Annotated in this window: 20 protein-coding genes; 11 read left to right on the top strand and 9 right to left on the bottom strand. The window is 75.1% G+C overall.

The window, feature by feature from the left end:
- Positions 1-11: 11 nt before the first annotated feature.
- Positions 12-902, top strand: coding sequence for a fumarylacetoacetate hydrolase family protein (locus ACFZBX_RS30175; RefSeq protein WP_391536990.1), 891 nt, complete (start codon positions 12-14; stop codon positions 900-902).
- 121 nt (positions 903-1,023) lie between these two features.
- Here the strand turns inward: ACFZBX_RS30175 and ACFZBX_RS30170 are convergent, their stop codons facing one another.
- Entirely contained in the window at positions 1,024-3,681 is a 2,658-nt protein-coding gene (locus ACFZBX_RS30170) for an NACHT domain-containing protein (protein WP_391536989.1), read from the bottom strand.
- A gap of 145 nt (positions 3,682-3,826) precedes the next feature.
- Between ACFZBX_RS30170 and ACFZBX_RS30165 the strand changes: the two genes are divergently transcribed.
- The gene (locus ACFZBX_RS30165) at positions 3,827-4,756 is read left to right on the top strand and encodes an ADP-ribosylglycohydrolase family protein (RefSeq protein ID WP_391536988.1); all 930 of its coding nucleotides are present in this window, start codon (positions 3,827-3,829) and stop codon (positions 4,754-4,756) included.
- Between the two features lie 533 nt (positions 4,757-5,289).
- On the opposite strand, the gene ACFZBX_RS30160 is transcribed toward ACFZBX_RS30165, so the two are convergent.
- The gene (locus tag ACFZBX_RS30160; protein ID WP_391536987.1) at positions 5,290-5,736 is read right to left on the bottom strand and encodes a peptidoglycan-binding protein; all 447 of its coding nucleotides are present in this window, start codon (positions 5,734-5,736) and stop codon (positions 5,290-5,292) included.
- 329 nt (positions 5,737-6,065) lie between these two features.
- On the opposite strand from ACFZBX_RS30160, the gene ACFZBX_RS30155 reads away from it, so the two are divergent.
- Both ACFZBX_RS30155 and ACFZBX_RS30150 read left to right on the top strand, forming a co-directional pair.
- Complete coding sequence (locus ACFZBX_RS30155) at positions 6,066-7,427, top strand: cytochrome P450 (protein ID WP_391536986.1); 1,362 nt, start codon at positions 6,066-6,068, stop codon at positions 7,425-7,427.
- A gap of 74 nt (positions 7,428-7,501) precedes the next feature.
- Positions 7,502-7,864 (top strand): hypothetical protein, encoded by a 363-nt coding sequence (locus ACFZBX_RS30150; protein WP_391536985.1) that lies wholly within the window; start codon positions 7,502-7,504, stop codon positions 7,862-7,864.
- A gap of 67 nt (positions 7,865-7,931) precedes the next feature.
- Here ACFZBX_RS30150 and ACFZBX_RS30145 read toward each other — a convergent pair whose 3' ends face one another.
- The 3 genes from ACFZBX_RS30145 to ACFZBX_RS30135 all read right to left on the bottom strand — a co-directional run bounded on the left by ACFZBX_RS30145 (position 7,932) and on the right by ACFZBX_RS30135 (position 11,496).
- Entirely contained in the window at positions 7,932-8,285 is a 354-nt protein-coding gene (locus tag ACFZBX_RS30145; protein ID WP_391536984.1) for a zinc ribbon domain-containing protein YjdM, read from the bottom strand.
- 93 nt (positions 8,286-8,378) lie between these two features.
- Positions 8,379-10,082 carry a threonine/serine exporter family protein gene (locus ACFZBX_RS30140; protein WP_391536983.1) on the bottom strand — a complete coding sequence of 568 codons (1,704 nt, stop codon included), beginning with the start codon at positions 10,080-10,082 and terminating at the stop codon, positions 8,379-8,381.
- Between the two features lie 208 nt (positions 10,083-10,290).
- Positions 10,291-11,496 (bottom strand): amidohydrolase, encoded by a 1,206-nt coding sequence (locus ACFZBX_RS30135; protein ID WP_391536982.1) that lies wholly within the window; start codon positions 11,494-11,496, stop codon positions 10,291-10,293.
- 177 nt (positions 11,497-11,673) lie between these two features.
- Here ACFZBX_RS30135 and ACFZBX_RS30130 point away from each other — a divergent pair, with 177 nt between their 5' ends.
- Positions 11,674-12,165 (top strand): HPP family protein, encoded by a 492-nt coding sequence (locus ACFZBX_RS30130; protein WP_380760573.1) that lies wholly within the window; start codon positions 11,674-11,676, stop codon positions 12,163-12,165.
- 27 nt (positions 12,166-12,192) lie between these two features.
- On the top strand, positions 12,193-13,521 hold the full coding sequence (locus tag ACFZBX_RS30125; RefSeq protein ID WP_391536981.1) for a hypothetical protein: 1,329 nt from the start codon (positions 12,193-12,195) through the stop codon (positions 13,519-13,521).
- Positions 13,522-13,579: 58 nt separating this feature from the next.
- Here ACFZBX_RS30125 and ACFZBX_RS30120 read toward each other — a convergent pair whose 3' ends face one another.
- Together ACFZBX_RS30120 and ACFZBX_RS30115 are read right to left on the bottom strand one after the other, a co-directional pair.
- A complete protein-coding gene (locus ACFZBX_RS30120; RefSeq protein ID WP_391536980.1) occupies positions 13,580-14,167 on the bottom strand; it encodes a hypothetical protein in 588 nt (195 codons plus the stop codon).
- Between the two features lie 254 nt (positions 14,168-14,421).
- Complete coding sequence (locus ACFZBX_RS30115; protein WP_391536979.1) at positions 14,422-14,952, bottom strand: ArsR/SmtB family transcription factor; 531 nt, start codon at positions 14,950-14,952, stop codon at positions 14,422-14,424.
- A 90-nt stretch (positions 14,953-15,042) separates the two neighbouring features.
- Here ACFZBX_RS30115 and ACFZBX_RS30110 point away from each other — a divergent pair, with 90 nt between their 5' ends.
- Entirely contained in the window at positions 15,043-16,047 is a 1,005-nt protein-coding gene (locus ACFZBX_RS30110) for a S41 family peptidase (RefSeq protein WP_391536978.1), read from the top strand.
- 34 nt (positions 16,048-16,081) lie between these two features.
- Here ACFZBX_RS30110 and ACFZBX_RS30105 read toward each other — a convergent pair whose 3' ends face one another.
- Positions 16,082-17,311: a cytochrome P450 gene (locus tag ACFZBX_RS30105; protein WP_391536977.1), complete on the bottom strand. Its 1,230-nt coding sequence runs from the start codon at positions 17,309-17,311 to the stop codon at positions 16,082-16,084.
- Positions 17,312-17,547: 236 nt separating this feature from the next.
- Here ACFZBX_RS30105 and ACFZBX_RS30100 point away from each other — a divergent pair, with 236 nt between their 5' ends.
- The 4 genes from ACFZBX_RS30100 to ACFZBX_RS30085 all read left to right on the top strand — a co-directional run bounded on the left by ACFZBX_RS30100 (position 17,548) and on the right by ACFZBX_RS30085 (position 23,235).
- Positions 17,548-18,606, top strand: a complete 1,059-nt coding sequence (locus ACFZBX_RS30100; protein ID WP_391536976.1) for an alpha/beta fold hydrolase — start codon at positions 17,548-17,550, stop codon at positions 18,604-18,606.
- A gap of 282 nt (positions 18,607-18,888) precedes the next feature.
- Positions 18,889-20,523 (top strand): ribosomal protection-like ABC-F family protein, encoded by a 1,635-nt coding sequence (gene abc-f, locus ACFZBX_RS30095; RefSeq protein WP_391536975.1) that lies wholly within the window; start codon positions 18,889-18,891, stop codon positions 20,521-20,523.
- 137 nt (positions 20,524-20,660) lie between these two features.
- Positions 20,661-22,895 carry an MMPL family transporter gene (locus tag ACFZBX_RS30090; protein WP_391536974.1) on the top strand — a complete coding sequence of 745 codons (2,235 nt, stop codon included), beginning with the start codon at positions 20,661-20,663 and terminating at the stop codon, positions 22,893-22,895.
- A 40-nt stretch (positions 22,896-22,935) separates the two neighbouring features.
- Positions 22,936-23,235 (top strand): hypothetical protein, encoded by a 300-nt coding sequence (locus ACFZBX_RS30085; protein WP_391536973.1) that lies wholly within the window; start codon positions 22,936-22,938, stop codon positions 23,233-23,235.
- A 57-nt stretch (positions 23,236-23,292) separates the two neighbouring features.
- Here the strand turns inward: ACFZBX_RS30085 and ACFZBX_RS30080 are convergent, their stop codons facing one another.
- Positions 23,293-23,775, bottom strand: a complete 483-nt coding sequence (locus ACFZBX_RS30080) for a pyridoxamine 5'-phosphate oxidase family protein (RefSeq protein ID WP_391536972.1) — start codon at positions 23,773-23,775, stop codon at positions 23,293-23,295.
- Positions 23,776-24,486 lie beyond the last annotated feature (711 nt).

The following is a 24,486-nucleotide window of genomic DNA, read 5'->3' as shown; positions in this document are numbered from 1 at the left end:
AGGAGTCATGGATGCGCCTGTACAGCACAGCCCTCGGCATCGCCAGGGAGGACAACACCGGTGAACTCTCCCTGCTCGACCTCCCCTTCGCCGACCTGGGCGCCCTCCTGCGCGGCCCCGGGACCAACGCGGCCCGTACGGCGGCGGTCGTCCGGCGGGTCGCCCTCGACGAGGTGCGCGTGCACGCACCCGTTCCCCGGCCCGGGAAGATCCTGATCATCGGACTGAACTACCGCAGTCACGCGCAGGAGGCCCTGGAGATGTTCGCCGCGATGGGCCGGCCCGACATCGTCCTGCCCACCGAGCCGAACTTCCAGGTCGTCGCCGGCTCCGCGGTCGTCGCCCCCGGCGACGACATCCGCCTCCCGGCGGTCGCGGCGCGGCAGGTCGACTACGAGGGCGAGGTGGCCGCCGTCATCGGCAGGCCCGCGACCGCCGTCGACACCGCGGACGCGCTGGGCCACCTCGCCGGCCTGACCATCGCCAACGACGTCTCGGCCCGCGACATCCAGCAGCGGGCGATGTCGGGCGATCCGACCGCCTCCATCGGCGTGTCCAAGAGCTTCGACACCTTCAAGCCGCTCGGCCCCTGCCTGGTCACCCCCGACGAGTTCCGCGAGCCGCTCGACCTGCGGCTGCGCACCCTGGTCAACGGCGAGCCGCGCCAGGACGACCGCACCGCGGGCTTCATCCACGGCGTGGCCGAGCTGATCTCCTTCCTCTCGCACTACCAGACCCTCGAACCCGGCGACGTGATCCTCACCGGGACACCGCGCGGGGCCGGCGTGTTCTCCGGCCGCCACCTGCAGCCCGGCGATGTCGTCGAGGTCGAGGTCGAGGGCATCGGTACGCTCCGCAACCGCGTGGCGGCCGCCCCCGAGGACGGAGGCGCGGGCACATGACCGCGGAGGACGACCGGTGCAGGCGGTTCAGGACGGTTCGAGGGCGAGGAGGAGCCGGGCCACCCGGCACCGCCCGCCCCCTGACCCTGCCACGGACGGCCGCCGCCCGGGTGTCCCCCGCCTACGGCCGCCAGCGGCCGCCGGAGAGGTCGGCCAGCGCCTGGGCGATGTCCGGGGGCAGGGTCCGGCCGATGCTCACGGACTGCACCAGGTACCAGCCGTCCCGGCCCCGGTAGCGGGCCGGGGGGACGGGTGCTCCCGGCCGCAGCCGGACGTGGATGCCGTGCACCCGGGCGTCGCGGCCGCGGCTGTGGATCCGGCGGACCGCCACCTCGTCCACGTCGCTCCACTCGTAGCGGCAGCGGTGCCGGCCCCACCGGGCGGCGATGAAGGCGTCGGTGATGTGCAGTTCGAGCCGCCGCCGGGGCAGGAAGCGGATCAGCATGAACAGCACGCCGATGACGGGCAGGCCGACCATCGGCGCCCAGGCCTCCAGGTGGTCCCAGGTGCCGCTCACCGTGGTCCGGACCAGTTGGAGGCCCATCAGGGCGCCGAGCGGCCCCCAGTGCGCGAGGGTCACTTCGCGGGACCGGCCGCTGAGCAGGTACGAGGCCGGGTCGCGCCGGACGGTGAGGCCGCGCCAGGACGCGGCCGGCGGCACGGGCGTCCCGGCAGCGGTGCCGGGCGCCGCCGCCGTGCCGGACGACGCCCGGGGAGCGGGAAGCGAAGCCGTTCCCGGGCCGGCCAGGTGCTGCTGGAGGCGCAGATTGCGGAAGCGGTACGTCCCGGCGGTCCGCTGGAGCAGGCCGGCCCGGTGGGCGTCCCGCAGGAAGGTCATCAGCGCCCAGGGCACCCGGCCCGCCAGCGCCAGCGAGCAGCGCGCCAGCAGCCACCGGCTCCACGGGCTGAGCAGCAGGAACATCGCGCACGCCCCGCACCAGGCGGCCAGGGTGTCGGCCCAGTCCGTCAGGGGGCGGGCCCGGGACCAGCCCAGCAGTCCGGTCCCCAGGGCGATCAGCGGTGCGAGCACGACCATGGTCAGCAGGACCGAGGTCCGCTCCGAGCGCAGCAGCGCGTCGGGGGTCGCGGCGTCCACGGTGTCCGAAGGTGCCGCCATGACGATCATCAGATAACCGGGCAGCAGCACCCCCACCACCGTCATCAGACCCGCCGTCGACGGTGCCAGGAACTGGACCAGGCCCAGGGCGAGGATCACCGGCGGCCCGCCGATCACCACCGTGAGCCGCCAGGCCCGGCCCAGCCGCCCGTTGCGGCCCGCCGAGCGGAGGGCGCCGGCGAAGCGCAACGGGTTGACCCGCCGCCGGGGCGTCGCGGTGTCGTCGCCGAACCACGCCTGTCCGGCCATCCGGACCGCGCCCGCGAGGGTCACGCTGAGGCCCAGGACGGTGCCGAAGCCGAAGGTCCGGTGCCGGCCGCCCGGGACCGACCCGAGCACCAGCTCGAACAGCAGCGACAGGGCGATCCCGACCGCGATCAGCGCCGGCACCGCCAGCGCCCTCGGCAGCGGCGCCCCGAACAGCCGCCACCAGGCCAGCTCGGCGGTTCCCTGACGGTCCATCAGCCGGGCCAGGTGGGACAGCCACTCCCGGGCCCGCTCCGGTTCCCACTGCCGGGGAGGGTGCAGCCGGTCGGGGGCCGGCGGCAGCGCCGGGAACGACGCGGGCACGATCCGGTCGAGCAGGTGCCGCTCGACCTGGGCGGCGGTCGCGAAGCGCCTGCGGTCCACCAGTTCGCCCGGGTCGGCCGGCGCCCGCTCGTACCCGCGCCGCAGCAGCCAGACCATCAGCGGCGTCGACAGCGCCCGGCTCACCGGGCTGTTGGGCTCCGCGCGGAGCTCGGTCAGCAGCGGCGCCCACTGCGCGGCGCGCGACGGCTGTCGGGCGTGGCGCAGGTAGGACGCCACGTCGGCGGGGTCGAGCGGCAGCGCCTCGATCGCCGAGTCCACCCGGAGCACGTCCCGCTGCGCCGTCACCAGCTCGCGGTAGGCCTCGGTCCGGCAGATCAGCACCACCCCGCCGTCCTGGCCCAACTGGCGTCCGAGGGCGCCGAGCACGGCGATCCGCCGGTGTTCGGGCAGCTCGTCGAGGCTGTCCAGGACGGGCAGCAGGCGCCGTTCGCTCACCAGCCGGGCGGCGGGATGGAGCCCGTCCACCCGCGGTAGACCGGGGTGCTCCTCCGCGATCCGGCGGACCAGCCAGTCGTGGAAGTTGACCCGCTCGGAGTCCCAGGACTCCAGCGAGAGCACCACCGGCACCGGGACGTCCTCGTCCCGGGTGAGCCTGCGGGCGAGCAGTTCCAGGGTGAGCAGCACGGCCAGGGTCGTCTTGCCCGCGCCGGCCCCGCCGAGGATCAGCAGCCGGCGGTGGTCGAGACCGAGCAGGGCCTCCGCCATGGTGCCGACCCGGTCGCCGCGCCCGTCGAGTTCGCGCCCCGGCCCGAGGGCGGTGCGGCTGTGCACCCAGCGGACGGCCAGCGGTTCGGGGTCGGCCATGTCCCAGGCGTCGGCCTCGGCCCGCCACTGGTACAGCAGGCTGCGGGCCAGCCGTTCCTCGGCGAGGCCGAGCGGTGTCGCCGGCGGCACGGGCGGGGGCGGCACGGTGAGGTGCAGCTCGCCGTTGAGCACGCCGATCTGCACCAGGTAGTGGACCGTGCTGTCGGTGACGACGTTGTGGATGTCCGTGGACCCGGGTCCGGGTCCGGCGCCCTGTCCGGCGCCACGTCCGGGGTCGGGTCCGCGTCCGGGTTCGGCCTCTGTCACTCCCCGTCCCGCCTCCGTCGACCGCTGTCACGCCACTCCTTTCTACCAGGGCCCGGCCGACGATTCCGACGAATCGTCAGGTTCACGACGGATGCCCGTCCGGGCCGGTGCCGCGGGCGCCTTGGGGCGGTGGAACGATGGGACGATGACATCGTCTTCCGCCGCTCGTGACTCACTGGAGGGCCTGGCCCTCGGGGACGGATTCGGGGAGCGCTGGTTCCCGCTGTTCCGGACGCCCCGAGAGGCGTTCGAGCAGATCAGGGCCCGCCGGACCCCGCAGGAGGCGCCCTGGCACTGGACCGACGACACCGCGATGGCGCTGTCGGTGTACGGGGTGCTGACCGCGTACGACGCGGTGCACCAGGAGAAGCTGGCGCTGGCCTTCGGGATGACCTACCGGGCCGACCCGGGCCGCGGCTACGGGCGCGGTATGCAGCGGCTGCTGCCCGGGCTCGCGCAGTCGCCGGGAAGCTGGCGGACGCGGGCGCGGGACCTGTTCGACGGTCAGGGCAGCTTCGGCAACGGCGCGGCGATGCGGGTGGCGCCGCTCGGGGCGTGGTTCCGCGAGGACCTGGAGGAGGCGGCCGAGCAGGCGGCGCTCTCCGCCGAGGTCACGCACGCGCACCCGGAGGGCGTGGCCGGCGCGGTGGCGGTCGCCCTGGCGGCCGCGTTCGCCGCGCGCGGGCGCGACGGGCGGCACGAGCCGGCGGGCTCGGAGCTGCTGGCCGGGATCGCCGACCGCACCCCGCCGGGGGCGGTGCGCGACGGCCTTCACCGCGCCGCCGACCTGGCGGCCGGGACGGAGCCGTGGCGGGCCGCCGACGTCCTGGGCAACGGGCAGCGCGTCCAGGCGGGCGACACCGTCCCGTTCGCCCTGTGGTCCGCCGCGCACCATCTGGACAGCCTCGCCGACGCCCTGTGGACCACCGCCGAGGGCCTCGGCGACGTGGACACCACCTGTGCCATCACCGCCGGCGTGGTCGCCGCCCGCACCGGCCTGGCCGGGGTGCCCGAGGAGTGGCTGGCCCTCCGTGAGCCGCTCCCCGCCTGGGTCGCCGACGCCGAAACCCGGTAGCAGGTAGCCGGCGCGGCACGTCTCCGGTTCCCTTCTCACCCCTCCGGCGGGGCGCCCCGGCAGGCGGACGTCTCGGCGTCCGCCTGTCCGGCGGCGGCCGGCCGGTCGTGGTCGTCCGTGTCCGGCTCCCGGCTGCCGATCGTCACATGGGCGAGGGCCGGGCATCCGGATCCGCCGCCGGCCGCCACCGGGACCCGTGCGGGGCCGCCGCGTCCCCAGATCACCGGGCGGTCACCGCCCCGGCCGGGCGCCGGTCGCACGGCCGGGCCGGGGCCGCCGGGCCGGGGAGGTCCGGTACGGACGCACGCGGCGCCCGCGAGCCTGCCACGCGGGTGGAGCGCGCCGCCCGCCGCTTCGCGCACCGCTGCTGATCGCTGGTCATACCGGCGATCCTGCCCGGCCCGCCGGTGCGTTCGCCTGAGTACCGGTACTCAACTCGGGCCCGGGTAGCGCCGGCAACGGCCCGGGCCCGCCCCAGGGGGTTCCTGGGGCGGGCCCGGGCCGCTCTGTCGTGCGGTGTGGGAGGAGGCCGGTCAGCACCAGCCGAGCTGGGCGAACGCCTTCCAGGCGGCCCTGGTCTTCGAGCCGGCGATGCCGTCGATCCCGCCGGTGTCGTAGCCGAGGTCGGTGAGGAAGCGCTGGAGGGCGCGGATGGTGTTGGGGCCGACCGCGCCGTCGACGGTTCCGGCGTTGTAGCCGAGGTCGTTGAGGAAGCTCTGCCAGGCCTTCCAGCTGTTGGTGCCGAGCTGGCCGTCGATCGCGCCCGGGTTGTAGCCGGCGTCGCGGACGTAGCACTGGACGCTCTGGGCCTCGGCGGTGGTGAGGCCGAGGTTGTTGACGGCCCGGACGCCGACGGTCCGGGCGGGGGCCTGCGGGGCGGACGCGGCGGAGGCCGCGGTGGCGCCGGCGAAGGTGCCGATGCCGAGGGTGGCGGCCGTGAGAACACCCACCAGCGCCTTCGTGAGCCTGTTCGATGCCATGGGCTTTACTCCCTCGTACGGGAATCGGGGCGAGAAGGAAGCTAGCACCGATCGCATGCGAATGACCAAGCGTATTTCTGAATTCCGAACAGCACCCGACAAGATCGGAAAGCGCCGGACCGGATTCGATGGCTCCTGGATTCCCGCAGCTCAGAGGTGGTGACGTCGGCGCGGATCGACACCCGCCGACCGATCCGTACACGGAACGGGAATTGGCGGACCGGCAGCCCGCTGTCCCCCGTCCGGCCGAGCGCGCGGACGGGTGGGCGCGCGGACGAGTGGGCGCGCACCGGTTGTCCGCCGCTCGCCGGGGCGCCTACCCTGCTGCTGTGTCCTCGTCAGCGCGGGGTGCCGCGACCACGACCTATCGGCACGGGACGCTCCCGGGGGCGGTGCCGGTGCTCGGGCACCTGCCCGCGCTGGCCCGTGATCCGGCGCGTTTCCTGGCGCGGCTGCACGAGTACGGCGACCTGGTGGAGGTCCGGCTGGGGACGTACCGCCTCGCGGTTCCCTGCCACCCGGAACTGCTGCGGCAGGTCTACGCCGACGACCGCACCTTCGACAAGGGCGGGCCGATCTACGAGCGGTTCCGGGAGATCCTCGGAAACGGGCTGCCGACCTGCGCCCACGCCGACCACCGGCGCCAACGCCGGATGCTGCAACCGGAGTTCCGGCCGGAACGGCTGGCCGCGTACGCCGCCGTGATGAGCCGCGAGGCGGCGCTGCTGGCCGGCTCCTGGCGGCACGGCGAGGTGGTGGACGTCTTCCCCGCCTGCTACCGCTTCACGCTGCGGGTGGTGACGCGCACCCTGCTCGGCACCGAGGTGCCGGACGCGCTGGCCGAGCGGCTCCAGCACGCCTTCGAGACCGCCTTCGCCGGCGCACTGCGCAAGCTGTGGATGCTGCCCGCCGGGCCCGGCTACCGCACGGCCGTCCGCACCCTGCGACGGACCGTCGCCGACCTGGTGCGCGAGCACCGGGCGCACGGCCCCGGCCGCACCGACCTGCTGGCCGGGCTGGTCGCCGCCCGCGACGAGGACGGCTCGACGCTCTCCGACGCCGAACTGCACGACCAGGTCGTCGCCATGCTGCTGGCCGGCACCGAGACCACCGCCTCCCAGCTCTCCTGGACGCTGCGCCTGCTGATGACCCACCCCGAGGCCCTGGCCGCCGTGCAGGCGGAGATCGACGCGGTGCTGGCGGACGGCCGCCCCGCGCGGTGGGAGGACCTGCCACGCCTCCCCCGCACCGCCCGGGTCCTGACCGAGGCGCTGCGGCTCCACCCGCCCGGCTGGGTGCTGCTGCGCACCTGCACCCGCGAGACGGACTTGGGCGGGCGCGTCCTGCCGCGCGGCAGCCAGGTGCTGCTCAGCCCGTACGTCGCGCACCACAATCCGCGGATCTTCGCCGACCCGGCCGTCTTCGACCCCGACCGCTGGCTGCCCGAACGGGCCGCCGCCCTGCCGCGCTGGGGGTTCGCCGGGTTCGCCAACGGTCCCCGGCAGTGCCTGGGCGCCGACTACGCCCGCGCCGAGGCCGCGATCGCGCTGGCCACCGTCCTCGCCCGCTGGCACCCGGCCCCGGTGGCGGGCCGGCGGGCGGACGACCGCCCGGTGCGGCTGACGACGGTGCTGCGCCCGCAGCGGTTGCGGCTGCGGCCGCTCGCCCGCGGGACCGCCCCGGCCGGTTGACCGCACCCCTCGATCGGGTGATCCGCCGCCGGCGGGGCCGGGCATTGTCGTACGCCTGCCCTAGCGTCCTCGCCATGACTCCTGTGACCGCAACCACACCGGACACCACCCCCGCGCCCGTCCACCGGGACGGCGGCGGGCACCCCGCCCTGGACGGTTCGCCCGTCACCCACCTCACCGACACCCTGCGCGAGGCGCTGCTCGGGCTGGCCGCCCGGCTCGACCCGGCGGGCACGGCGGCCGACCCCGAGTGGGCGGTGTGCACGGCGCTGCGGCTGGTGGTGGCCGGGGCCTACGACACCGCCGAGCCCGGCGAGGAGCCCGGGCTGCTCTACGTCACGCCGCCGGTCGCCGAGCTGGGCAGCCGGCCGGTATGGCTGGAGCGGGCGCGGCGCGGCGGGCCGGTCACCGCCAGGTTCCCGGCCGACCGCTGCTGACCGCCGACCACTGCTGACCGCTGCTGACCGCCGAGAACCCGCGGCCACCCGGTCACCCTTCGGCGGCTCAGGCCTTCTTGACCACGCTGGACTTGAGCTGCATGGCGCCGAAGCCCTCGATCCGGCAGTCGATGTCATGGCCGTCGACGCCGTCGACCAGGCGGATGTTGCGCACCTTGGTGCCTGCCTTGATGCCGGAGACGCTGCCCTTGACCTTGAGCGCCTTGACGACGGTCACGGTGTCGCCGTCGCTCAGCACGTTGCCGACCGAGTCCTTGACGACCCGCTCGCCGGACGCGGCCTCGCCGCCGCCGGCGGCGGGGTCCCACTCGTGGCCGCACTCCGGGCAGACCATGAGGGCGTCCATCTCGTAGGTGTACTCGCCGGAGCACTCGGGGCAGGCGGGGAGGTTGTCGCTCATGTGATTCAGACTGTCCAGTCGCTCGAAGGTGCCGGGCCGATGCCGGTCCATCGGCACGCCAGCATCTATGAACATGAAGAATTTTTCAACCGCTCAGCGGCGGTGACGGCCCCGCCGGGCGCGTCGGCGGACCGCCGGGACCGAGGCCGGGACGGGGGGCGGCGCCAGGACCGGGGGCGGGGCCAGGACCGGGGCAGGGGCGGGCGCGGGGACCGGAGCCGGCAGGCAGAGCCGGGCGGCCTCGCGGCCGAGGTTGACGCCGATGGCGAGCGCCATCGCCATGGCACAGGCCTGGGCCATGCCCCGCAGACCGGCCTCGGCGTCACCGCGGACGAAGGCGAGCAGCGCGAAGTAGAGCACCGAGCCGGGCAGCAGCGGCCCGAGCGCCGCCGTCACGTGCGGGAGCGCGGAGCTGCCCCGGTGACGCGCCATCACCTGGCCGGAGAGCCCGACCAGCCCGGCCGCCAGCGCGGCGGCGGCGATCGGCTGCCGGCCCGCGCCGACCAGCACGCCGTACGTCGTCCAGCCGGCCGTACTGTTCAGCATCACCGCGGGCAGCGCGCCCGGTTCCGTGTTCAGCATCACCGCGAAGGCCAGGCTGACCAGGACGGCCGCCACGAGCTGGAGCGGCGGATTGGACGCACCGACCGGGAAGTCCCTGGCCGCGAGGTCCGCGCCGTGGTTGATGCCGACGTAGAGGACGGCCGTCACCCCGATCACCACGCCGGTCATCAGGTACAGCGCCTCGACCATCCGGGCGGCGGCCGTGAGGTAGCAGCCCGCGAGCCCCTCCTGCGCCGCGGCGACCAGCCGCCACCCGGGCAGGAGCGCGTACAGGCCGCCGGTGATCACCGCCGAGCCACGCAGGTGGAGGCCGTTGAAGGAGAGCAGGATGCCGATCAGCGCGGCCGGTGTCGCGGCCAGCACGAACTGGTAGAACTCCGGGAGGTCGTGCCGCGCGACCAGCACGGCGAGCCGGTCGCCCACCATGGCGGCGACGAAGGCGCTGGTGAACACCAGGGCGGCCCGGGCGTCGGTACGGCCGCCGACCAGCACCGTCGCCGCCCCGGCGAGCAGCCCGCAGGACAGCGCGACCAGCCACCCCGGGTAGCGGTGGCCGCCCAGGACTCCGGCCGCGAGCCGGCGGTGGGCCTCGTCGACGTCGATCCCGCCCGCAGAGATCGCGGTGACCAGCCGGAACAGCACCGCCAGCCGCGCGTAGTCGCCGGACGGGCGGCGCACCGACCGCTCCGCCGTCAGCGGCGGCTCGGACGGGCCCGGCCGGCAGGAGACGGCGACCCGGGTGAAGGTGACCTGCGGGTCGCACGGGTGGACGCCGTAGGCGCGCGCCACCGCGAGCATCGCCGCCTCGACGTCCTCCGCCGCCTCGCCGCTGGCCAGCAGCAGCTCCCCCACCAGGAGGACGAGGTCGAGCACCGCCGCCAGCTCGGCCGGGCCCGGCCGGTGGGCGCCGAGCGGCTCGGGGAGCAGCGGTCGGGCGGCGGTGGGCGTGCGGAGCAGCGGGAGCATCCGGTCGGGCCAGGCGGTCGCGCCCGGGCCGGTGCCGACCGGCCCGCTGGCGACCGGCCCCTTGGCGACGGTCCCGTGGGCGACGGTCCCGGTGTCGGCCGGGTCGCCGAGGGGCGGCCGGGCCTGGAGCGGCACCGTGGCCGCGTCCTTCTCCGGCCGCGCCGGCGGCCTGGCCCCCCTGACGGGGCCGGACGGCGCGGCGGGCCGGGGAGGTCCAACGGGGCCGCCGGGCTCGGCGCGCGGGCCCAGCTGTTCGTGTTCCGGCATCGCCGCTCCCTGGCCAGCACCCCCACTTTTCGGGTCGCCCAGTGTATGCGAACGACTACCCGCTGCGACCGTCGGGTGAACGCGCCACGCGCACGCAGGCGCACCGGGGTGGAGTGAAGGCGGGCGGTTCGCGCCGGTCGTCTCCGGACGCGCCACGGACGCCGCCCGCGCCACCGTCTTCGCCACCGCCCGGAGCGCGTCCGGACCGTCAGCCGAGGAGGCGGCCGTCCCGGGCGACCACGCGACCGGCCCGGACGACGAGCTCGCGCGCCGGGAGGTCGACCACGACCTGCGGCAGGCACTCGCCGGCCAGCAGCATGAAGTCGGCGGGGGAGCCGGGCCGCAGCGTGACGCGGGGCAGGTCGAGCAGGTCGGCGCCGCCGTCCGCGGCGAGCGCGAAGCAGTCGGCCAGCTCCTGGTCGGTGCGGGCGCCGGTGGTCCAGCCGAGCAGGTGGGCGCGGTGCAGCATGTCGGCGTTGCCGAAGGGGCTCCAGGAGTCACGCACGCCGTCCGAGCCGAGGCCGACCCGCACGCCGCGCGCCAGGAGCTCGCGGAACGGCAGGACCTGGTGCGCCGAGGGGGCGACGGTGGTGAGACCGACGCCGGCCTCGGCCAACTGCTCGGCGAGCGCGCCCAGCCGGTCGCCGGCCAGTTCCGGGACGCAGAAGGCGTGGCTGACCACGACCCGGCCGGCCAGGCCCGCGGCCCTGGTGCGCGCGGCGATGTCGCGCAGCGGGTCGAGGCCGCGCTCGCCCCGGTCGTGCAGGTGGACGTCCAGCCGCAGGCCGTGGCGTTCGGCGAGGTCGAAGACGAGGTCCAACTGCGCGGGGCCCTCGCCGTCGGGCCCGCCGTCGAATCCGGCCGGGTCGATGCCGCCGACCGCGTCGATCAGTCCGCTCGCCGCCGCCTCGGCCAGCAACTCCCCCGCGCCGGGCGTCCGGCGGACGCCGTGCTGCGGGAAGGCGACCAGCTGGACGTCGAGCGCCCCGGCGAGCCGCTCGCGCGCCTCGGCCAGCCCGGTCACCCCGGCGAGTCCGTAGGCGGGGGCGACGTCGACGTGCGCCCGGACGGCGCGGGTGCCGCACGCCACGGCGTGGGCCAGCAGCCGGTGGGCGCGCTCGGCGAGCGGGGTGCGCTGGTGGCGGTGGAGGTCGACGTCGCCCTGGACGTACTCGGGCAGCGCTCCGGCCGGGCGCCGGCTGTACCAGGGCTCGCCCCAGGCGGTCTTGTCCGGGTGGATGTGCGCGTCCACCAGGGTGGGCAGCGCGATCCGGCCGCCGCCCTCCACGACATCCGGCTCGGCGCCGTCCGGCAGGCGCTCGACCAGCACGCCGTCGACGGCGATCAGGTCGACGGGCCGCTCGGCGCCGTACGGGCGGACGTTGCGGAAGACGGTGGCGGCGGTTCCGGCCATGGGGGGTCGACCCTCTCTGCGGGCATGGTCGCTGGGGTGGTTCGGCTGCCGCCGGGGGCACCGGTCCGTCCACGGAGTGTCCGACGATTGTCCAACTGGCGAAACATCCCACCTTTTCTTGCAACAGTCTGTTTATCATCCCCGGGTCCCCCGTTCCCCACCCGGAGCCGCTCCCGCATGTCCACACCGCCTCCCGCCAAGGCCCCCCGTCCGCATCCGCTGCACGCCCTGCGGGCGTCCGCCTTCGCCATCGGGGCGCTGCTCCTGCTGGCCGGCATCGGCGTGCTGGTCCACCAACCGCTGCTGATACCCCCGGTCGCCGCCAGCGCGGCGCTGGTCCACGGCGCGCCCGGCCTGCCGATCTCCCAGCCGCGCAATCTGATCGGCGGTCACCTGCTGGCGGCCCTGATCGGCTACGCGACGCTCGCGGTCACCGGCAGCACCGCCTGGGGCGCGGCGATCGCCGCCGGACTCTCGCTGGGCGCGATGATGCTCTGCCACGTCTCGCACTCCCCCGCCGTCGCCAGCGCGGTGGTGGTGGTCCTCCAGTCGCCGGACGCCTGGCCGTTCCTTCCGCTGCTGGCGCTGTCCACCGTGCTGCTGGTGGCGATCGGCCTGCTGCCGGGCCGGATCGGCGGCCACCCGGTCCGCTACCCGCTCTCCTGGTGAACGCCGACAAGCGGGTCATCCGATCGGATGACCCGCTTGTCGGCCGAGCGGCGCCGCCGACCGGGCCGGGCCGCCGATCCCCGGCGGGCCCCCGAGGGGGCAGGCTGGGCCGGGCCCGACCCGCGCCCCGTGAGGAGCCCCGCGTTGTCCATTCGCCCCCCGGCACCGGCCGCCGCCCTCGCCGCGCTGGCCGCCGCCGCCCTGCTCGCCGGCTGCACCGGGCCCACCACCGAGGCCGCACCCGCCACCGCGCCCTCCCCGGCGACCGCCGCTCCGGGCGACGCCCCGACCGCGCCTCCCACCGCCGCCCCGCCGACGGCTCCCGGTCCCGAGGCCGCCGCGTCCTCGCCCTCCTCCCCCGCCCTCCTCGTGAGCGACTTCGGCGCGGACACCGTCACCTTCGTCGACCCGGCCCGCTCCGGCGCCGGAGCCGACCTCGGCTCGGTCCGGGTCGGCACCGCCCCGTACGGGCTCGCCGTCGCCGCCGACGGCACCGCGTGGGTGGCCACCGCCGAGGGCGTGGCCGCCGTGGACACCGCCACCCGCACCCGCACCGCGCTGATCCCGTACACCACCCGCACCGGCCCGGTGACCACCGGCGAATACCGCGGCGGCGGCATGGGCCTCGCCCTCTCCCCGGACGGCAGCCGGGTCTACGTCGGCGTCAACGTGCCCGGCGGCAACGGCACCCTGGAGGTCGTCGACACCGCCACCCGGACGGTCACCGGGGTGGTACCGGTCGGCCGCCGCCCCTTCGACGTGGACGTCTCCGCCGACGGCGGCCAGGTCTACGTCACCGACCACGACTCCTTCGACGTCACCGCCGTCTCCACCGCCACCTGGCGGGCCCGCCGCATCGAGGTCGCCCCCTACGGCACCGAGGGCGGCCTCGGCTCCTGGCTCAAGCCCCACTACACCGCCGTCCGCCCCTCCGACGGCGCGCTGCTGCTGCCCTTCGAGGGCGAGCGGCTCGCCGTCGTCGACCCCTCCACCGGCCGCGTCACCGTCGAACCGATGACCGCCAACACCCACCAGCACGGTGCCGCCGCCGCCCCCGACGGCACCCTCTACGTCGTCGGCACCGGCCCGATCGACCCCGCCACCGACGCCGGCCCCTCCCTCACCATCCGCTCCCCCGGGGGCGCCGAGCGCGTCGTCCCCCTCGACGGCCCGCACGAGAGCGTCACCCTCTCCCCCGACGCCCGCACCGCCTACGTCTCCGGCGGCTTCACCCGCGAGGGCGGCTGGGACGGCCTCACCCTGGTCGACACGGCCACCGGCCGCACCACCCGCCTGCCCGTCGGCCGCCTCCCCCTGTCCGTCGCCGTCCTGCCCACCGCCCGCCCCGGCGGCTGAGGCCTCGGGCCCGTCGCCGACGCGCGGGCCGGGACCGCCGTCCCGGCCCGCCGGGGCGTCAGCTGTGCGGCAGGGCGAAGTTGTAGCCCTGGGCGCTGTGCGCGCCGCCCGCCGGGCAGACGCCGTCGGTCGGGTACCCCCAGAAGTACATCGAGAAGCACTTCTGGCAGAACCGCCAGTTCCGCTGCTGGGTCGGGGTCTCCGGGACGTCGTGCGGCAGGACGAAGTTGAAGCCCTGCGCGCTGTGGGCGCCGAAGGAGGGGCAGACGCCGTCCGTGGGGTAGCCCCAGAAATACATCGAGTAGCACTTCTGGCAGAACCGCCAGTTCCGCTGCGCGGTGGGGGTTTCCGGGACGTCGTAGGGCAGCACGAAGTTGAAGCCCTGCGCGCTGTGCGAACCGCCGGCCGGACAGACGCCGTCGGTCGGATAGCCCCAGAAATACATCACGAAACACTTCTGACAGAACCGCCAGTTGTTCTGCGTGGCGGAAATTCTCGCCGGCGCGGGCGCCGGGGCGGCCTCGGCCCGGACGATGCCGGCCGCCCCCGCCAGGCCCACCGCGGTCGCGCCGACGGCGCCGCGCAGGAAGGTCCGCCGGCCGGAACCGGTGGTCGAGGGCATGGCGGACGTACCCGACTGCTCCATGGTTGGTCCTCCGTCGAGTTTGCCGTGGTCGTGCACGTGCGCCGCGGCATCGGGCGCGCGGCCCCGGAAATACTCCCGTCGGGGATTAGCCGCGTCAAGGAGAATTCCCGGGAATGAACGGCGGGGGCTCCGGAGGAAATTCCGGACCGGACGGTCGGCGGTCGGCTTTTGTGACGCCGGATATCTCTGGGAAGGGTGTTCCGGGCCACGGTGAACGGAAATCACCGAGGCCGGGACGGGACGGCGGCGCGGCGTCAAACACGCCCGGCGGCGTGCTCGTAGAGCGCGACCAGCACGCCGTGGACCGGCTCGCCCTCCGGGGCCTCGGCGGCCTCGTTCACCAGGTCCTGGAGCGCGGCGCCGAGGCGTGCCGCCTGGCCGGCGGTCAGCCGCAGGTGCCGCAGCACCATCAGCGGCTCCTGCGGCGCATTGGCGCACTCCTCGGCCACCGCCCCCAGCAGCGCGGTGACCGGCCCGGCGTCCCCTCCGGCCACGGTGATCCGCCGGGCGGTGCGCCGGTAGACGTGCTCGCTGCCGCCGCGCACCTTCCGCGTCTCCACGACGCGAACGACACCGGCCTCCTGCAACACCTTGAGGTGGTGCGCCACCGTGCTCTTGCGGCCGTCCACCGCCGCCGCCAGCTCGCCGACCGTCGCGGAGCGCCCGCCGAGCGCCAGCAGCAGCCGCTGGCGCAGCGGCTGGGAGAGCGCCTTGTACTGCCGCGGGCTCTCGATGGTGAGCTCCTGATCCTGATCCTGACCCTGGTCCTGCTTCTGGTCCGCCATGGGTAAAGCGTCCAACTTTCTTGACGCTTTCGCAAGCCGCGTGCTCTACTCGGCCTGACCAGATCGATCACCATCAGCGGGAGGCAGCTCATGACGCGGCTTCAGCAGGCCGAGATCACCCGGATCGTCACCGAGCTGCGCCGGCTCACGACCGGGCTCTACGTCTTCCCCGAGATCGCCGAGCGGATCGCCGCGGGCCTCGACGAATCCCTGTCGCGGGGCCGGTACCAGGGGGCCGAGGACGCCGAGACGCTCGGGCGCCTGGTCACCGAGGACCTCCAGGCGGTCAACGGCGACGGCCACCTGCGACTGAAGTTCCACCCGGACCCGATCCCGGCCGCGAAGGAGGACGGCGCCCTCCTGGCCGAGCTGGCCCGGGGCGCCGACCTCTCGCTCGGCGGCGTCCCCCGGGTCGAGCGCCTGGAGGGCGGCGTCGCGCTGCTGAAACTCGCCCCGATCCTCTTCCCGCTCGACATGACCGGCGAGTCGCTGAACGCCGCGCTCACCCTGGTCGCACGGGCCGAGGCGCTCATCCTGGACCTGCGCGAGTGCGTGGGCGGACACCCCTACACAAGTGCCCACATCTGCGGCCACCTCTTCGACGAGCCGACCCACCTCAACACCCTCTACGACCGCCAGGACGACTCCGAGCAGCAGTTCTGGAGCCCCGCGCCGCTCCCCGGCCCGCGCTTCGGCGGCACCAAGCCGGTCTACGTGCTGATCAGCGGGGCCACCTTCTCCGGCGGCGAGGAACTCGCGTACAACCTCCAGCAGCGCGGCCGCGCCGTGGTGGTCGGCGAGGTGTCCGGCGGCGGCGCCAACCCGCGCCGGGGCTTCACCCTGCACCCCCACCTGGAGGCCACCATCCCGGTCGCCCGCTCGGTCAACCCGGTCTCGGGCGGCAACTGGGAGGGCACCGGCGTGGTCCCGGACACCGCGACGGACCCGGCCCTGGCGCACGAGGTGGCCCACCGCGCGGCGCTGGCCGCGGTGGCCGGGCTCGGCGGTGACACCGCGTCGGCCGAGGAGGCCCGGCGGGCGCTGGGCGGCCCGGCCGAGGACCGTCCGGCGCCGGGGCCGGACGCCAGGCTCTGACGTCCGGCCCGGCGCCCGGCCTTGAACGCCGGCCTCAGGCGGCGCCGTGGAGCAGCACGGGGAGGGTGCGGTGGCCGTTGGAGATCAGCGACTCGACGGGCCGCAGGTCGGCGTCCGGGGCGAGGGCGAGGTCGGGGAAGCGGTCGAAGAGCCTGCTCAGCGCGGTGCGGCCCTCCAGGCGGCCGAGCGGGGCGCCGAGGCAGAAGTGCACGCCGTGGCCGAAGGCGAGGTGGTCCTTGTCGGCCCGGGTCAGGTCGAAGACGGCGCCGTCCGCGTGCCGGGAGGGGTGGCGGCCGGCGGCGGCGTAGGCGGCGAGGATCGCCTCGCCGCGGCGCACGGTCACCCCGCCGGGCAGCTCGATGTCCTCCACCGCGTAGCGCAGCGGCAGGTGGGCGACGGGCGCGTCGCGGCGCAGCGTCTCCTCGACCACGTCGTCCCAGCCGACCTTGCCCTCGCGCACCAGGGCGAGCTGCTCGGGGTGGGTGAGCAGGTTGGCTATGCCGTTGTCGATCAGATTGACGGTGGTCTCGTAGCCGGCCGAGACGACCAGCAGCAGGGTGTCCATCAGCTCCTCCTCGCTCAGCCCGGCGTCGCCGCCCTCGGCGGCGCCCGCCTCGCTCTCGCAGGCGGCGATCAGCGCGGAGGTCAGGTCGTCGCCGGGCTCGCTCCGCTTGGCGGCGATCAGCTCGTTGATCATCCCGTAGAAGGCCACCCCGTTGGCCTCCGACTCCTCGGGGGTGCGCGTGGTGTCGAAGGCGCCGTCGACGTGGGCCCGGAAGCGGCCGATCAATTCGTCGGGCAGGCCGAGGAGTTGGGCGATGACCTGGATCGGCAGCGGATAGGCGAGCCGCTCGCGCAGGTCGACCGGCGTCCCGGGCGGGGTCGCGGCGAGGTCGTCCAGCAGGGCCTCCGTCAGCTCCTCGACGCGACCGGTGAGCGCGTTGATCCGGCGGGCCGTGAAGGCGGTGCCGACCAGTCGGCGCAGCCGCCGGTGGTTGGCGCCGTGGGCGGTGAACATGCTGCGCACCGTCACCCACAGGGCCAGCGGCCAGGTGGTGGCGACCTCGGGGAGGTCGGGCCAGTGCCGGTGGCCGTCCTTGGACACCCGGGGGTCCTTGAGCAGCTCCTCCAGCAGGTCCGGGTCGGCCACCGCCCAGGCCTTCACCCCCAGGATGTCGACGGGCGTCGCCGGTCCGCGGGCGTGCAGTTCGGCGGTCTCGGCGTCGCGGTCACGGCCGGTCGGGTCCAGCACGAGACGGTCCACGGGGGCTCCTTCGGTCGGACGGTGCAGGGGTGCGGGGCGCGGCGGGAGCCGCGCACGGGGATGAGCATGCCGCCGCGTGTCCGCCGCGTCGAGAGGGCCTTCCCGGTGCGAATGACACCACCGCGGGGCGCCACCCGAACAGGCGTCCCAGCGTCAATTGACTGATGCGAGCGGCGGCTTCACCCCCGACAGTGGCTCGTACCGGCCGACGCGGCCGCAGCACGGAGGGAACGAACATGATCGACAGGCGCACCTTCACCAAGGCGCTCGGGCTCGGCGCGGGCGGCACCGCCCTGGCCCTGGCCGGCCCGGCCGGGGCGGCGCGGGCCGCGGACGGCGGCGCCGGGCCGGGCGGAACCACCGTGCCGACCGGGACGGCCGCGGGGCGCACCGGATTCGCCCGGCTCGCGCAGGTCCGGGCCGGCGTCCTGGACGTCGGGTACGCCGAGGACGGGCCGGCCGACGGGCCGGTGGTGCTCTGCCTGCACGGCTGGCCGTACGACATCCACAGCTACGTCGATGTCGCCCCGCTGCTCGCCGCCCGGGGCTACCGGGTGATCGTCCCCTATCTGCGCGGCCACGGCTCCACCCGCTTCCTGTCCGCGAAGACGGCCCGCAACGCCCAGCAGTCCGCGATCGCGCTGGACGTCCTCGCGCTGATGGACGCGCTCGGCATCGAGCGGGCCGTGCTGGCCGGCTTCGACTGGGGCTCGCGCACCGCCGACATCCTGGCCGCGCTGTGGCCGCGCCGGGTGAAGGCGCTGGTGTCGGTCAGCGGGTACCTGATCACCGATGTGAAGGCGCAGCAGGATCCGCTGCCGCCCGCCGCCGAGCACACCTGGTGGTACCAGTACTACTTCGCCACCGAGCGCGGCCGGCGCGCCATGGCGGACCCGGGCAAGCGCGACGACCTGTGCCGGCTGGTCTGGGACACCGTCTCCCCCACCTGGGCCTTCGACGACGCGGTCTTCGCCCGGACCGCCGCCGCCTTCGCCAACCCCGACTACGCCGCGATCGTGGTGCACAACTACCGCTGGCGGCTGGGCCTCGCGGACGGCGAGCGGCGTTACGACCGCCTGGAGGAGCGGCTGGCCGCCCGGCCGCGGATCGCCGTGCCCACCGTCACCCTCGACGCCGGGCGCGACCCGTTCACCGCCCCCGGCGACGGCACCTCCTACCGGCCGTACTTCACCGGTCCCTACCTGCACCGGACCCTGCCGGAGGTCGGCCACAACGTGCCGCAGGAGGCGCCCGAGGCGTTCGTGCGGGCCGTCCTGGACGCCGACCGGCTCTGATCGCGCCCAGCCTCTCCAGCAGCACGGGCCCCGGTTAATTCACCTGCGGCGTGGGGCCCGTGCTGCTAGAGTGACGAGAACGTTGATCCCTATTCGAGGAGACCGGACATGGTGGTGGACGACGACATCTCCGGGTGATACCCGGACCGACAGGCCGCTCGCCGGTGCGCTGACGCACCGCTGCCGCGGCCCGGCTGTCGTCCCCTTCTTCTCCTTGTCCACCCAGGGGACAGGTGTGTCCTTCCCTGCCCCCTGAAGCCGTCATCCCGTGAGGTCACCTTCATGTCCGGCGCTTCCGTCGTCTGCTCCAACCTGTCCTTCTCCTGGCCCGACGACACCCCCGTCTTCCAGGACCTCTCCTTCGCCGTCGGCTCCGGCCGCACCGGCCTGGTCGCCCCCAACGGCAGCGGAAAGAGCACGCTGCTGCGGCTGATCGCCGGCGAACTGCGGCCCACCGCCGGGTCGGTCACCGTGGACGGCGCCCTCGGGTACCTGCCGCAGAACCTCCCGCTGACCGCCGAGCTGACCGTCGCCGAGGTGCTGGGCGTCGCCGAGGTGATCCGGGCCATCGACGCGGTGGAGTCCGGGGACGTCGACGAACGGCACTTCACCACCATCGGCGACGACTGGGACATCGAGGAGCGCACCCGCGCCCAGCTCGACCGCCTGGGCCTCGGCACGCTCACCCTCGACCGCACGCTGCGCACCCTCAGCGGCGGCCAGATCGTCTCGCTGGGCCTCGCCGCCCAGTTGCTGCGGCGGCCCGACGTGCTGCTGCTCGACGAGCCCACCAACAACCTCGACCTGGAGGCCCGGCACCGGCTGTACGACACCCTGGAGGACTTCCACGGCTGTCTGCTGCTGGTCAGCCACGACCGCGCGCTGCTCGACCGGATGGAGCGCATCGCCGAACTCGACCGGGGCGAACTGCGCCTGTTCGGCGGCAACTTCACCGACTACGAGGAGGCCGTGCGGGCCGAGCAGGAGGTCGCGGAGAAGAACGTCCGCAACGCCGAGCAGGAACTCAAGCGGGAGAAGCGGGAGATGCAGCTGGCCCGCGAGCGGGCCGACCGCCGGCAGAGCAACGCCGCCCGCAACCTCAAGAACGCGGGCCTGCCGAAGATCTTCGCCGGAAACATGAAGCGCGGCGCGCAGGAGGCCGCCGGCCGGGCCGGCCAGGTGCACGCCGGCCGGGTCGGCGAGGCGAAGGCGCGCCTGGACGAGGCGGGGCGCGCGGTGCGCGAGGAGCAGCGGATCACGGTGGACCTGCCGGACACCCAGGTGCCCGCCGGGCGCACCCTGTTCCTCGGCGAGGGGCTGCGGGTGCGGCTCGGCGAGCGGGAGGTCTTCGCCGGCCCCGGCGTCGACCTGACCGTCCGCGGCCCCGAGCGGATCGCGCTGACCGGCGCCAACGGCGCGGGCAAGAGCACCCTGCTGCGCCTACTCACCGGCGACCTCGCCCCCGGGGGCGGCGAGCTGCGGCGGGCCGACGGCCGCATCGCCTACCTCTCCCAGCGCCTGGACCTGCTCGACCCGGAGCGAACCGTCGCCGAGAACTTCGCCGCGTACGCGCCGGAGCGGCCGGAGGCCGAGCGGATGAACCTGCTCGCCCGATTCCTGTTCCGCGGCGCCCGCGCCCACCTGCCGGTCGGGGTGCTGTCGGGCGGCGAGCGGCTGCGCGCCACGCTGGCCTGCGTGCTGTGCGCGGATCCGGCCCCGCACCTGCTGCTGCTGGACGAGCCGACCAACAACCTCGACCTGGTCAGCGCGGGGCAGTTGGAGAACGCCTTGAACGCCTACCGGGGCGCCTTCGTGGTGGTCAGCCACGACGAGCGTTTCCTGAGCGGGATCGGCATCACCCGCTGGCTGCACCTGGCCGAGGGCGAGCTGCGGGAGACGGCGGCGCCCGTGCGCTGACGGTACGCGGCGGGCGGCGGGGCGCCGCGCACCGCCGGCGGGGCGACTACCCGCCGGTACCGGTGCGCGGCGCGACCCGCCGGGGAACGCTGCGCCGGATCGGCACACTGCCGCGCAGGAGACCCCGGGAGCCGTCCATGCCGCCGTCCAGCCGCCGCGACACCTCGGCCGCCGCGCCCGCAGCCAAGCGCGCGGGCCTGCGGCGACTCGGCGAGTGGTGCGCACGCCACTCGCTGCTGGTCATCGTGCTGTGGATCGTGGCGCTGGCCGCCGTCCAGGCCGCCAACAAGACCGTCGGCGGCACCTACTCGGACGACTTCTCGCTGCCCGGCACCCAGGCCCAGCTCGGCAAGGAGGTCCTCCAGGCGCACGAGCCGGCCGCCGCGGGCACCAGTTCCCAGGTGGTGCTGCACGACGCCCAGCCGCTGACCGGCTTCCAGTCGCAGATCGCGCAGGCCGTCTCCTCCTTGCAGCAACTGCCGCACGTGCTCGGCGCGCAGAGCCCGCTGCCGCCGCCCGGGCAGCCCGCGCCGCCCGGCGGACCGCTGTCCGCCGACGGGCTGACCGGCTACATCACCGTCCGCTTCGACACCACCCCCACCCTGCTCGGCGACGAGTACCTGGACGGCGTGGACGCCGCCGTCGCCCCGCTGCGGGAGGCCGGGGTGCAGGTGGAGTACGGCGGACCCCTGGGCGAGCTGGCCCGCCCCGCGCCGGACGACCGCTCCAGCGAGGCGATCGGCTTCGCGGTGGCGATCGTGGTGCTGCTGGTCGGGTTCGGCAGCCTGCTCGCGGCCGGGCTGCCGCTGCTGACCGCGCTGTTCGCGGCGGTGGTCGGCCTCGGCGTGCTGGGCCTGATCGCGGCGCTGTCCACCTTCGCGACGGTCGCCCCCACCCTGGCGACCATGATCGGCATCGGCGTCGGCATCGACTACGCGCTGTTCCTGCTCACCCGGCACCGGCAGAACCTGATGGACGGCGTCGACCCCATCGCCTCCGCCGGGCAGGCGGTCGCCACCAGCGGGCGCGCGGTGCTGGTCTCCGGCTGCACCGTGATCATCGCGCTGTCCGGGCTGTCGGTGTCCGGCATCTCCTTCATCGCCAAACTCGGAGCCGCCGCCGCGGTCACCGTGGTCTCGGCGGTGCTCGGCGCGCTCACCCTGCTGCCCGCGATGATGGGCTTCCTCGGCCGCCACATGGACCGCATCTCGGTCCGCCACCCGATCGCCGAGACCGGCGGCGCCCCGGGCGAGGAGGCCACCGGCGCCTGGCACCGCTACGCCCGGCGGGTCGAGGCGCACCCCTGGCGCTATCTGACCGCCGGGGTGGTCGCGCTCGTGGTGCTGGCGATCCCGCTGTTCTCCATCCAGCTCGGCCACATCGGCGACGGCGCCGACTCCACGGACTTCACCGACCGGCGCGCCTATGACCTGATGTCCGAGGCGTTCGGCCCCGGTTCCAACGGGCCGCTCACCCTGGTCGTCGACCAGAGCGCCGTGGCCGCCGGCGACCGCCCCGCCGTCCAGGCCTCCGTGCAGCAGGCCCTGACCGGCCTGCCCGGCGCGGCGAGCGTCAGCCCGCTGCAGACCAGCCCGGACGGCGTGGTGCTGTTCAACACCGTGGTGCCGACCACCGCGCCCCAGGACCAGGCCACCACCGACCTGGTGAACCGGCTGTCGGACACCGTGCTGCCGGACGCCGTGGCCGGCACCGGCGCCGAGACGTACGTCACCGGCAACACCGCGGCCCAGGTGGACTTCCTGGACATCGTGTCGAGCCGGCTGGCGCTGATCATCGCGGTGGTGGTCGGGCTCGCCTTCCTGATCATCCTCGCCGTCTTCCGCGGCCTGCTGGTCGCCGTCAAGGCCGCGGTGCTCAACCTGCTGTCGATCGCGGCCTCGTACGGGGTCCTGGTGGCGGTCTTCCAGTGGGGCTGGGGCGGTCCTGCGCTCGGCGTGGCGGGGAAGGTGCCGATCGAGAGCTATGTGCCGATGATGATGTTCGCCATCGTCTTCGGGCTGAGCATGGACTACGAGATCTTCCTGCTCTCCCGCGTCCACGAGGCGTGGGTGCGCACCGGCCACCCGCACGACGCCGTCGCACACGCCCTGGAGATCACCGCCCGGGTGATCACCTGCGCCGCGCTGATCATGGTCAGCGTGTTCGCCGCGTTCATCGTCAGCGACAACATCGTCATCAAGATGATGGGCCTCGGCCTGGCCGTCAGCGTGCTGGTGGACGCCACCATCGTCCGCCTGCTGCTGGTGCCCGCCGTGATGACCCTGCTCGGCGCCTCCGCCTGGTGGACCCCGCGCTTCCTCGACCGGATCCTCCCCCACATCGACACCGAGGGCGAGGGCGAGCAGGCCTAGCCTCCCGGCATCGAACGGGGACGGCGCACCGCGCCCGGCCGTGCCCGGGGAACTGCTGCGCGCCGCGACCTGGCACACCGCGCGCACCGGCCCGCGCGGCCAGCTGGTCTCACCCGTCAGCGGGACGGCCCGGCCAACCGCGGACGTGCTGGCGGAGTTCCGGCCCCACCTCGCCCCCGGGCTGCGGGCCACCGGGGACACCGCGCGGATCGCGGAGCTGTGGGCGGAGTTCGAGCGCACCGGCAACGGCGCCGACCGCCGGCGCCGCTGGTACGCCGAGGGCGGCCGGCAGGGCCTCACCGAGCGCCTGATCGCGTCCACCGTCCGCCCGGACCGGTGAAGAGGACCGTCGATGAGGGCCACAGCTCCCGTCCGGACGGCGTCACCGGGGTCACCGTCACCTGGGGTCCGGGGCCGATCGGTCCAGCCAAGCGCCGTCGCGCATGACGACCCTCCCCCGCAGTTCCGGCTCGCCGCGCCAGGCGCGCACGGTCGTCGGGACCACGCGGATGTAGACGAAGGAGCCCTCCTCACCGCGCGGGTCCCACCCGAACTTGGCGGTGTACGCCTCCGCCGCGCCCGCGTCGACCTCCTGGTCGGGGATGCACTGCGCCTCGCCCTGGACGAGCACCACGTCGAAGGTGTCCGGCAGGCCCAGGTGCACGCGTGGCTGCGCGCGAAGGTTGCGCGCCGTCGCGGACGCCGCGGCGGTGCACATCCACACGGCGCGCCCGTCCCAGAAGAACCAGAGCGGCACCTGATGCGGTCCGTGCTCGGGGTGGGCCGTCGACACCCACACGTCCCGCTCGTTGTCGAGCCGCTCCAGGGTGTCGCGCCGGCGCTCCGCCGTCGTGCGGCGAACGGTCTTTGTGATCTTCATGATGACCGACCCTAGCCAGGCGGGCCCGGCGCGCACCTGGGGCGCGGGACCTACGCCCAGCGACCGAGGCGGACCGCTCCCGGGGCCGTGCCCCCGGGCGGGCGAGCGCGTTCATTGGCGGAGCCGGACTCCCTCCCCGTCGGACATCGGCCACAAGGGGCCCGCAACCGGAGAATCCGGGCGAACCCGCAGTACCGTCATCCCCGCAGGTCAGAGCCGCTCCGCCCGCGCGGCGCCCGCGCGGCAGCACCGTTCCCACGGCCGGCTCCGACGAGGCGCGGCGCCGCACCCCCACGAACGGGGCCGGGCCGTCCGCTTCCCGACGTACGCGCTCGCGTGCGGGCGTTCCGTTTCCGCACGCCGCGCGGGACACAAGCGGACGAGCACGCTCGGCCACCGCGCGCGCTCCCACCCGAGGCGGGCGCCCGCAATGCAGTACGGCGCACCGATCTCCGATTCGCGGTAGGGCCCGCCGGCCGGGCGGCCGACGGAAAGGGAGCGGCGGACGACAGCGCCGGTCAGCGGAACCAGCCGCTCCAACGGCGGCCCTCCCGAACCGCTCCGTCCTCACCACCGACCTCCCGATGACCCGTCCGCCCGTCCGGCGGGCGGGCGATGGCATGCGAGGGCCCGGTCGCCCGGGGGCAGCGGACGACGGCTCCCGCCGTCCACCGGCGCCGGGCCCTCGCCGCAAGCCTCGCCCCGGACTTG

It is taken from the genome of Kitasatospora sp. NPDC008115, assembly GCF_042957205.1.
Taxonomy (GTDB): domain Bacteria; phylum Actinomycetota; class Actinomycetes; order Streptomycetales; family Streptomycetaceae; genus Kitasatospora.
This window is presented reverse-complemented; position numbering and strand designations above follow the sequence as displayed.

Excerpts from the sequence above, each read along its gene's own strand:
- ACFZBX_RS30175 (WP_391536990.1), top strand. The coding sequence starts at position 12 with ATGCGCCTGTACAGCACAGCCCTCGGCATCGCCAGGGAGGACAACACC.
- ACFZBX_RS30165 (WP_391536988.1), top strand. The coding sequence starts at position 3,827 with ATGACATCGTCTTCCGCCGCTCGTGACTCACTGGAGGGCCTGGCCCTC.
- ACFZBX_RS30160 (WP_391536987.1), bottom strand. The coding sequence starts at position 5,736 with ATGGCATCGAACAGGCTCACGAAGGCGCTGGTGGGTGTTCTCACGGCC.
- ACFZBX_RS30150 (WP_391536985.1), top strand. The coding sequence starts at position 7,502 with ATGACTCCTGTGACCGCAACCACACCGGACACCACCCCCGCGCCCGTC.
- ACFZBX_RS30145 (WP_391536984.1), bottom strand. The coding sequence starts at position 8,285 with ATGAGCGACAACCTCCCCGCCTGCCCCGAGTGCTCCGGCGAGTACACC.
- ACFZBX_RS30140 (WP_391536983.1), bottom strand. The coding sequence starts at position 10,082 with ATGCCGGAACACGAACAGCTGGGCCCGCGCGCCGAGCCCGGCGGCCCC.
- ACFZBX_RS30135 (WP_391536982.1), bottom strand. The coding sequence starts at position 11,496 with ATGGCCGGAACCGCCGCCACCGTCTTCCGCAACGTCCGCCCGTACGGC.
- ACFZBX_RS30130 (WP_380760573.1), top strand. The coding sequence starts at position 11,674 with ATGTCCACACCGCCTCCCGCCAAGGCCCCCCGTCCGCATCCGCTGCAC.
- ACFZBX_RS30125 (WP_391536981.1), top strand. The coding sequence starts at position 12,193 with ATGACCCGCTTGTCGGCCGAGCGGCGCCGCCGACCGGGCCGGGCCGCC.
- ACFZBX_RS30120 (WP_391536980.1), bottom strand. The coding sequence starts at position 14,167 with ATGGAGCAGTCGGGTACGTCCGCCATGCCCTCGACCACCGGTTCCGGC.
- ACFZBX_RS30115 (WP_391536979.1), bottom strand. The coding sequence starts at position 14,952 with ATGGCGGACCAGAAGCAGGACCAGGGTCAGGATCAGGATCAGGAGCTC.
- ACFZBX_RS30110 (WP_391536978.1), top strand. The coding sequence starts at position 15,043 with ATGACGCGGCTTCAGCAGGCCGAGATCACCCGGATCGTCACCGAGCTG.
- ACFZBX_RS30100 (WP_391536976.1), top strand. The coding sequence starts at position 17,548 with ATGATCGACAGGCGCACCTTCACCAAGGCGCTCGGGCTCGGCGCGGGC.
- abc-f (WP_391536975.1), top strand. The coding sequence starts at position 18,889 with ATGTCCGGCGCTTCCGTCGTCTGCTCCAACCTGTCCTTCTCCTGGCCC.
- ACFZBX_RS30090 (WP_391536974.1), top strand. The coding sequence starts at position 20,661 with ATGCCGCCGTCCAGCCGCCGCGACACCTCGGCCGCCGCGCCCGCAGCC.
- ACFZBX_RS30080 (WP_391536972.1), bottom strand. The coding sequence starts at position 23,775 with ATGAAGATCACAAAGACCGTTCGCCGCACGACGGCGGAGCGCCGGCGC.